Source organism: Pandoraea sp. B-6 (assembly GCF_000282835.1).
Lineage (GTDB): Bacteria > Pseudomonadota > Gammaproteobacteria > Burkholderiales > Burkholderiaceae > Pandoraea > Pandoraea cepalis.
In genome coordinates, this window is the sequence record NZ_AKXS01000166.1 from 1 (window position 1) to 8,858 (window position 8,858).

Sequence of the window (8,858 nt, forward strand, 5' to 3'; positions counted from 1 at the left end):
CGGAGCTGACGCTGCTCTCGCCGCGCACGGCGGCCAGTGGCGACGCTCGCATCGCCGCGCTGAACACGCGCATTGCCGCCGCCGAGCAGGCGAGTCATCTGCCGCCCGCGCAGGCGCTGCTTGCGCGCGTGCAAGCGGATCCTGACAATTTGCAGGCGCGGCTCGATCTTGCCAACCGCTATCTGGCGGATCGCACCTACGAACCGGCATTGCAGGCGTTGCTGGACATCGTGCAGCGCGACCGCGCGTTTGGCGACGACGCCGCACGCAAGTCGATGCTGGCCATCTTCGATGCGCTCTCGGAGACGGACCCGGCCACGGTGGCCGCGTGGCGCCGCAAGCTGAGCGCGGCGCTCAATTGAGTCCACTATGTTGACATTTTTTCCTCACGCTGATGACTGCTCCCGCTCTGATCACTTTCGCACCCGCCCAGGCGGGTGAAGCCATCTTCGACCACCCCGCGCAAGCGCGTCGCCTCGAAGGCAATCCGCAACGGGTGACGCGACCGTTCTACACGGACGCGCTGGGCGAGTTCGATTGCGGCGAATGGACGTGCGAACCCGGCGCGTGGCGCATTGCCTTTGGTCCGCATCGTCAGGAATATTTTTCGGTGATCGAAGGACGTATTCGCATCAGCGACCTCGACGGCAACGCGTCGGAGTTCGGGCCGGGGGACGCCTGTGTGATTCCGGCAGGCTTCGAGGGCGTATTCGAGGTTGTCGAACCGGTGCGCAAACACTTCGTGATGTTCGAGCGCAAGGCGCAATCATGAGGCGCCTCATTTTTTTCTGCGGTCACGCCGGGGCGGGCAAGACGACGCTGGCGAAGCGCCTGATCGGCCCGCTGATTGCGCGCAGTGGGGAAGCGTTTTGTCTGCTCGATAAAGACACGCTTTATGGTGCTTACAGTGCTTCGGTGATGGGCGCGTTGACGGGCAATCCGAATGACCGCGACAGTCCAGTGTATTTGCAGACGTTGCGCGACCCCGAGTACGCGGGACTGCTGGACACGGCGCGCGAGAATCTTCGTCTCGGGGTGAACGTGCTGGTGGTCGGACCGTTCTCGCGCGAGTTGCGCGAAGGGCGGTTGTTCGATCGCGCGTGGCTGGGTGTCGATGACGACGTGGGCGTGCATGTGGTCTGGGTCGAGCTCGGCGAGGCCGATGCGAAGGCGCGCATCGTGAGCCGAGGCAATCCGAACGACGCTTATAAGCTGGCGCATTGGGACGATTACCGGCTGCGCCGGTTCTCGCCGTCCGCCGAGGCGTTCCCGCAGCTGGCGCGCTACGACAATACCGCGCCGACGGCGGAAGACGACGAGCGTCTGCTGCAAACGTTGCTGGTGCAGACTCGCTGATATTTGAAATACGTTCCTAGGGAATTGTCCGAAAAGGGATTCCCGCGAGGAAGATCGGGGCAGGGCGTTGCTAAGGTACGGACACTTTTCGCTCTGTCCCCGCCTCGATCATGTTTCTGCCACCTTGCTGGTTGTCATTGTCTGCGGCCCGTGTCGCAGGTATTCTGCGTTCATTCCTGTACCCATTCCTGCGCTGGGTGCTGACGGCGGCGGCCGGGCTGGCGCTCGTCATCCCGGCGGTGGCCCCCGCAGGCGAGCCGCCAGTGCCCGGGCTACCGCGGGTGAGCACGGCGGCGATCCCGTGGTCGATAGCGGACTCGGCCGCGGCGTCGGGCGACGGCACGGCGGTGCTCGCCGAGATTACCGAAGCGTCCCCGACGATGGCACGCATTCGCGAACGCGGACGCATCGTGCTGGGCTATCGGCAAACGGCGGTTCCATTTTCTTATGTGGATGCGCAGGATCAGCCAATGGGGCTGGCGTGGGCGCTGTGCCAACGCGTTGTGCAAGCGTTGCAACGCGAAATGGCGATGCCCGACCTGCGCATTACCCCCGTGCGCGTGATCGAGCAGATGCGCGGGCCGCTGATCAAGGGGGATGCCATCGACATCGACTGCGCGCCGTCGACCGTCACGGCCGCGCGCGAGCGACAGGTGGCCTTCAGTCTGCCGTATTACGCCGCGAATGTCCGCCTCATGGTTCGGCAGGGCGCCGGGATTCGTTCGATCGACGATATGCGAGGATTGCGGCTGGCCGTGGTGCAAGGCACGACCGCCGAGCGGCTGGTGCGCGCCCGGCACGCGCGGGCAGGCTTTCAGCTCTTGATGGCGCGCGACTACGACGACGCGTTTCGTATGCTGCGCGAGCATCGCGCCCAAGCGCTCGCGCTCGACGACGTGCTGCTCGAAGGCCTGCGCGCCACCAGCAAGTCGCCTGACGCTTTCCGTATCGTCGGACCACCGCTGGCGACTCAGCCCGAGCACTACGCCCTCGCGCTGCCCAAGGACGATCCGGCGTTCAAGACGCGTGTCGATGCCGCACTCGCGGACATCTTCCGCAGCGACGGCATGCGGCAACTCCAACGCGAGTCGCTTCAGACCGCCGTGCCGCCTTTCGGGCATGTCCTTCGGGTCGTCCCGTCGCCCGACGTGCTCGCGATTTGGGAAGCTGGGGCGCGTTACGGGGCAAGCGCTGATGGCATCACCCACGCCCCGGAGCGCGACACCTCCGCTGCGTCTTCCTCCCCACGCGGCTGACTCGCCTCGGGAATCCACTCGCGCCCCGTCCCTCAAGACGCGATATCGCCCCTCCTCGACGGACCGGGGCCCCTTTCCGCCGCTCAGACATAAACCCAACTCGCTGCAGAAAGGGGCCCCGGTCCGTCTCTTCCCCGCCCGCGATCACGGCGAGTCGATGTTGACGCTGGAAACCGGCCGCGCCAAAGCCTTCGCCCTGGACGACGCGCTGCTCGCCGGTCTGCGCGCCACCGCGCGCAAGCCAGGCGACTTTGTCATTGTCGGTGGGCTTTTTGTATTGTCGGGGCGCTGTTTTTACGCGTTGTTTACACCCCGTTTATCCCTTTTATCTCCGTCTTTACGCGTCGATCCGTATCGTTCAAGGCACGGCTGGCATGCGCATGCAAGGGCGCGTCGCGTCCGTGGCGTGCCAGCCGCCACACGATAGGGAGTTGTCATGGACTGGCTATATCTCGGCGTCATCGCGGTGTTTGCTGCCTCGACCGTCGGCTTTGTCGCGTTTTGCGCGTCGGTAGGAGGGCAGCAATGACCGCCATGTATTGGCTGAGCGGCGGACTCACGATCGCGCTGCTCGCTTATCTCGTCTACGCGCTCTTCAAGCCGGAGGATCTGGCATGACGCTCAACGCCTGGATTCAGCTCGGCGTTTTCCTCGTCGTGCTGCTGGTGCTGGCACGCCCGCTCGGCCGCTTCATGGCCGACGTGCTCGCCGGCGAATCTCGCGTGAACCGCTGGTTCGCGCCCATGGAACGCGCGCTCTACCGCCTGTGTGGCATCGATCCCGAAAAGGAAATGCACTGGCGCGCGTACGCGATCGCGCTCGTCGGCTTCAACGCGCTCGGCGCCTTGGCCGTCTACGCCCTGCAACGCTGGCAAGTCTGGCTGCCGTTCAATCCGCAAGGGTTGGGGGCCGTTACCCCGGACTCGTCGATGAATACGGCCGTGAGCTTTGTGTCCAATACCAACTGGCAAGGCTACAGCGGTGAGTCGACCATGAGCTATCTCACGCAGATGCTCGGTCTGGCGGTACAGAACTTCATGTCGGCTGCCACCGGCATTGCCGTGGTGGTCGCACTCATTCGCGGCTTTGCCCGTCACACGGCACAGACGATCGGCAACTTCTGGGTCGATATGACCCGCATTACGCTCTACATTCTGGTGCCGCTTTCGGTCTTGCTGGCAGCGGCTTTCATGAGTCAGGGCGTGATTCAGACCTTCAGCGCTTATCAGGATGTCACCACGCTGCAAGCCACGCATTACGACAATCCGGTGCTTGGCCCGGACGGTCAGCCGAAGCTCGACGCCGCCGGCAAGCCGGTGACAACGCCCGCCGTGACGCAGACGCAAACCCTGCCGATGGGCCCGGTCGCCTCGCAGGAAGCGATCAAGATGCTCGGCACGAACGGTGGCGGCTTCTTCAATGCGAATTCGGCGCACCCGTTCGAAAACCCGACGCCGCTGTCGAACTTCCTTCAGATTCTGGCGATCTTCCTGATCCCGGCGGCGCTGTGTCATATGTTCGGACGCATGGTCGGCGATCGTCGCCAGGGCCTGGCGCTGCTCGCCGCGATGACGATTGCATTCTCGATTGCCGCCGTGGCCACGGTCTCTGCCGAGCAGGCCGGCAATCCGGTGCTGACGACGCTCGGTGTCGATCAGCAAGCGAGCGCCACGCAGGCAGGCGGCAACATGGAAGGCAAGGAGACGCGCTTCGGTATCGCGGCCTCGGGCATTTTCGCCACGGTGACGACGGCGGCGTCGTGCGGCGCGGTCAACGCGATGCACGATTCGCTCACGCCGCTGGGCGGGCTGGTGCCGATGCTGCTGATGCAGTTGGGCGAGGTGATCTTCGGTGGGGTGGGCTCGGGCCTGTACGGCATGCTCGTCTTCGCGATGCTCGCGGTGTTCGTGGCCGGGCTGATGATCGGCCGCACGCCGGAGTATCTCGGCAAGAAGATCGAAGCGTTCGAGATGAAGATGGTCGCCGTGGCCGTGCTCATGACGCCGCTGCTGGTGCTGCTCGGCACGGCGCTTGCGGTGCTGGTACCGGCAGGGCAGGCGGGCGTAGCGAATCCGGCGACGCACGGCTTCTCGGAAATTCTCTACGCCTATAGTTCGGCCGCGAACAATAACGGCAGCGCATTTGCCGGGCTGTCGGCCAACACGCCGTTCTACAACAGCACGCTGGCGATCGCGATGTGGTTCGGCCGCTTCTGGGTGATTGTGCCGGTGTTGGCGATTGCCGGTGCCCTCGCCCGCAAGAAGCGCATCGCCGCGACCTCGGGCACGTTGCCTACGCATGGTCCGCTGTTCGTCGTGCTGCTGCTCGGTACGGTGCTGTTGGTGGGCGCGCTGACGTATATGCCCGCGCTCGCACTCGGTCCGGTCGCCGAACATCTGACGATGATCGGCGCGCATTGATTATTGAAATGAGGCATTCGAGGCACTCATGAATCAACCCTCAGGAAATACCGTCACCCGGCCGGCGGGCAAAGGGCACACGTCGACGTCACTGTCGATGTTCGACCCCGCGATCGTCAAGCCGGCCATTGTCGACTCGTTCCGCAAGCTGCATCCGCTCACGCAAGCCCGAAACCCGGTGATGTTCGTGGTGTACGTGGGCAGCCTGCTCACGACGGTGCTGTTCGGCATGGCTGCGGCGGGCCACGCCGAGGCGAGCGCGCCGTTCATCCTCGCCATTACGCTGTGGCTGTGGTTCACGGTCTTGTTCGCGAATTTTGCCGAAGCCCTGGCGGAAGGCCGCAGCAAGGCGCAGGCCGCCTCGTTGCGCCAGGCCAAGAAGAACGTGCCGGCCAAGCAATTGCGCTCGGCCCGGCGCGACGCGGAGTGTCTGGTTATCGATAGTGCCAGTCTGCGTCGCGGGGATTTCGTGCTGGTCGAGGCGGGCGATGTGGTCCCGGCCGACGGCGAAGTGGTGGAAGGCGTAGCGTCGGTCGACGAATCGGCGATCACAGGCGAATCCGCGCCCGTGATTCGTGAGTCGGGCGGCGATTTTTCGGCCGTCACCGGTGGCACGCGCGTGCTCTCGGACTGGCTGGTCATGCGCGTGACGGTCAACCCGGGCGAGGCATTCCTCGACCGCATGATCGCCATGGTGGAAGGCGCGAAGCGGCAGAAGACGCCGAATGAAATCGCGCTCACGATCCTGCTCGTCGCGCTTACGCTGGTGCTGCTGCTCGCCACGGCGACGCTGCTGCCGTATTCGATCTACAGCGTGTTCGTCACGCAAGCGGGGCATCCGGTCACGATTACCGTACTCGTCGCGCTGCTGGTGTGTCTGATTCCGACGACGATCGGCGGGCTGCTCTCGGCCATCGGCGTGGCCGGCATGAGCCGCATGATGCAAGCGAATGTGATCGCCACTTCGGGGCGCGCCGTGGAAGCCGCGGGCGACGTGGATGTGCTGCTGCTCGACAAGACCGGCACGATTACGCTGGGCAACCGTCAGGCATCGCAATTCGTGCCGGCCCCGGGCGTGGACGAGCGCACGCTGGCCGACGCCGCGCAACTCGCCTCGCTGGCCGACGAGACGCCCGAAGGGCGCAGCATCGCTGTGCTCGCCAAGCAGCGTTTCAATCTCCGTGAGCGCGAAATGGGCGGTCTGCACGCGCTGTTCATCCCGTTCTCGGCGCAAACGCGCATGAGCGGGGTGGACCTTGCGGACAAGCAGATCCGCAAGGGCGCAGCAGACGCGCTCAAGCGCTACGTGGAATCGGCCGGCGGCGTATGGCCGGTGGCGCTGGCCAGCGCGGTCGACGAGATTGCGCGTCGCGGCAGCACGCCCCTGGTGGTGGCCGAGCAAGACACACTCGGGACCCGCGCGCTGGGCGTGATCGAGCTGAAGGACGTGGTCAAGGGCGGCATCAAGGAGCGCTTCGCCGAACTTCGCCAGATGGGCATCACGACGCTGATGGTGACGGGCGACAACCGTTTGACGGCGGCAGCCATTGCGGCCGAAGCCGGGGTCGACGACTTCCTCGCCGAAGCCACGCCGGAAGCGAAGCTCGCGACGATTCGCAAGTACCAGGCCGAAGGCAAGCTGGTGGCGATGACCGGCGACGGCACGAACGACGCCCCGGCGCTTGCCCAGGCGGATGTGGCGGTGGCGATGAACTCGGGCACGCAAGCCGCGAAGGAAGCGGGCAACATGGTCGACCTGGATTCGAATCCGACCAAGCTGATCGAGATCGTCGAGATCGGCAAGCAGATGCTGATGACGCGCGGCAGCCTCACCACGTTCTCGATTGCGAACGACGTGGCGAAGTACTTCGCGATTATTCCGGCGGCGTTTGCCACGACGTATCCGCAACTCGATGCGCTCAACGTGATGCGCCTGGCGAGCCCGTCGTCGGCGATTCTGTCGGCCGTGATCTTCAACGCGCTGATCATCGTGGTGCTGATTCCTCTGGCGCTCAAGGGCGTGAAGTATCGCCCGGTCGGGGCCGCGACGCTGCTGCGCCGCAATCTTCTGATTTACGGTCTGGGCGGGATCCTGGTGCCGTTCGTCGGCATCAAGGTCATCGACATGTTCATTGCCGCGATGGGCTGGGCCTGATCGCGCGGCGCCCGAACGCAATGGCCGATGGGTCTTGCGTTCGGGCCACATTGCTGAAACTTCAAGGAATCGATGTCATGAAATCCCTTTTGCGTCCGATGCTCAGTTTGTTCGTCGTGCTGTCGGTCATTACAGGGCTGGTGTATCCGCTGGTCGTGACCGGCATCGGCCGCGCGGCATTTTCTCGCGAAGCCGTCGGCAGCCTCATCTACAAAGACGGCAAGGCGGTCGGCTCGTCGCTGATCGGCCAGAATTTCGATGAACCGAAGTACTTCTGGGGACGTCTGTCGGCCACCGCGCCGATGCCCAATAACGGCGTGTCCTCGGGTGGCTCGAACTTCGGCCCGCTCAACCCCGCCCTCGCCGACGCCGTAAAGGCACGCATCGCCGCGTTGCGCGCGGCGGATCCGAGCGCAACCCTGCCGGTGCCGGGCGATCTGGTCACGGCCTCGGCCAGCGGTCTCGATCCGGCCATCAGCCCGGCGGCCGCCGAGTATCAGGTCACGCGCGTGGCGAAGGCGCGTGGCCTCGCCCCCGACGCCGTGCGCGCGCTGGTTGCGCGATACACGCAAGGCCGTCAGTGGGGCATATTCGGAGAGCCCCGGGTGAATGTTCTGGCGCTGAACCTCGCGTTGGACGCCCTGACGCACGGCAGCGTCTGAAATGGGTATCCACCGGGCGAGGCAGACCGGAGAATGGCTGGGCTTGCCTCGCCGCCTGCGGTAGATTGGCGGCACGCCCGGCGCGTATCGCCTTTTGACGTCATCGGGCAACCGATGCATCGACGCGAGCCTCGCCTGATGGCGAGGCGCTCGCTTTTCTGATGGATGAATTCGATGGCTGGCATGGAACGCCCTGATCCCGATGAACTGCTCGGCAAGCTGCAGCGCGAGGAAGCCCGCGAGCAGCGTGGCCGGCTGAAGATTTTCTTCGGCGCGTCCGCCGGGGTGGGCAAGACGTTCGCGATGTTACAGGCGGCGCGCAAGCTCAGCGAGGAGGGTACCGACGTGGTGGTCGGTGTGCTGGAGACGCATGGCCGCGACGAAACGGCGCGCTTGCTGGCGGGGCTGGAAGTCCTGCCGCAGAAGTCGGTCGACTACCGCGGCCGCGTGCTGCGCGAATTCGATCTCGACGGCATGCTGGCGCGCAAACCGGCCGTGGCGCTGATCGACGAACTCGCCCATGCAAACGTGCCGGGCATGCGTCACCTGAAGCGCTGGCAGGACGTGCAGGAATTGCTCGCCGCCGGCATCGACGTGTACACCACGCTCAATGTGCAGCATCTGGAGCGACTCAATGACGTGGTCGGACAAATCACCGGCATTCGTGTGTGGGAGACGGTGCCCGATCGCATCTTCGATCTGGCCGACGAAGTGAAGTTGGTCGACCTGCCGCCGGACGAACTGCTCGAGCGCATGCGCGAGGGCAAGGTGTACATGGCCGCGCAGGCCGAGCGCGCGGTGCGCAACTTCTTCCGCAAGGGCAATCTCATCGCATTGCGCGAACTGGCGCTGCGTCGCACGGCCGATCGCGTCGATGCGCAAATGCGCGAGTACCGCGCCGATCAATCGATCAGCCAGGTGTGGCAAGCCCGTGAGCGGCTGCTCGTCGCTATTGGCCCGGGCCCGGAGGGCGTGGCGCTCGCCCGCGCGGCCGCGCGGCTCGCCGCGA

At 65.1% G+C, this 8,858-nt stretch carries 8 protein-coding genes and 2 pseudogenes; all 10 read left to right on the top strand.

Annotated elements, in window-relative coordinates; translation table 11 throughout:
• Window positions 1-362, top strand: a 362-nt coding sequence (locus tag A985_RS0101535; RefSeq protein ID WP_017231674.1) for a tetratricopeptide repeat protein, incomplete at its 5' end; no start/stop codon positions are given.
• Window positions 363-394: 32 nt separating this feature from the next.
• Complete coding sequence (locus A985_RS0101540) at window positions 395-772, top strand: cupin domain-containing protein (protein ID WP_017231675.1); 378 nt, start codon at window positions 395-397, stop codon at window positions 770-772.
• A complete protein-coding gene (locus tag A985_RS0101545) occupies window positions 769-1,356 on the top strand; it encodes an AAA family ATPase (protein ID WP_017231676.1) in 588 nt (195 codons plus the stop codon). The genes A985_RS0101540 and A985_RS0101545 overlap by 4 nt, the downstream gene beginning before the upstream one ends.
• A gap of 110 nt (window positions 1,357-1,466) precedes the next feature.
• A complete protein-coding gene (locus A985_RS23805; RefSeq protein WP_017231677.1) occupies window positions 1,467-2,612 on the top strand; it encodes an amino acid ABC transporter substrate-binding protein in 1,146 nt (381 codons plus the stop codon).
• Between the two features lie 136 nt (window positions 2,613-2,748).
• A pseudogene (locus A985_RS28010) lies at window positions 2,749-2,877 on the top strand (amino acid ABC transporter substrate-binding protein); the annotation flags it as partial.
• Between the two features lie 260 nt (window positions 2,878-3,137).
• Window positions 3,138-3,230 carry a K(+)-transporting ATPase subunit F gene (kdpF, locus tag A985_RS27300; RefSeq protein ID WP_017231679.1) on the top strand — a complete coding sequence of 31 codons (93 nt, stop codon included), beginning with the start codon at window positions 3,138-3,140 and terminating at the stop codon, window positions 3,228-3,230.
• Window positions 3,227-5,032 (top strand): potassium-transporting ATPase subunit KdpA, encoded by a 1,806-nt coding sequence (gene kdpA / locus A985_RS0101565; protein ID WP_017231680.1) that lies wholly within the window; start codon window positions 3,227-3,229, stop codon window positions 5,030-5,032. The genes kdpF and kdpA overlap by 4 nt, the downstream gene beginning before the upstream one ends.
• Window positions 5,033-5,060: 28 nt before the next feature.
• Window positions 5,061-7,187 (top strand): potassium-transporting ATPase subunit KdpB, encoded by a 2,127-nt coding sequence (gene kdpB / locus A985_RS0101570; protein WP_017231681.1) that lies wholly within the window; start codon window positions 5,061-5,063, stop codon window positions 7,185-7,187.
• A gap of 77 nt (window positions 7,188-7,264) precedes the next feature.
• The gene (gene kdpC / locus A985_RS0101575; protein WP_017231682.1) at window positions 7,265-7,849 is read left to right on the top strand and encodes a potassium-transporting ATPase subunit KdpC; all 585 of its coding nucleotides are present in this window, start codon (window positions 7,265-7,267) and stop codon (window positions 7,847-7,849) included.
• A gap of 183 nt (window positions 7,850-8,032) precedes the next feature.
• Window positions 8,033-8,858, top strand: a pseudogene (locus tag A985_RS0101580) (two-component system sensor histidine kinase KdbD); the annotation flags it as partial.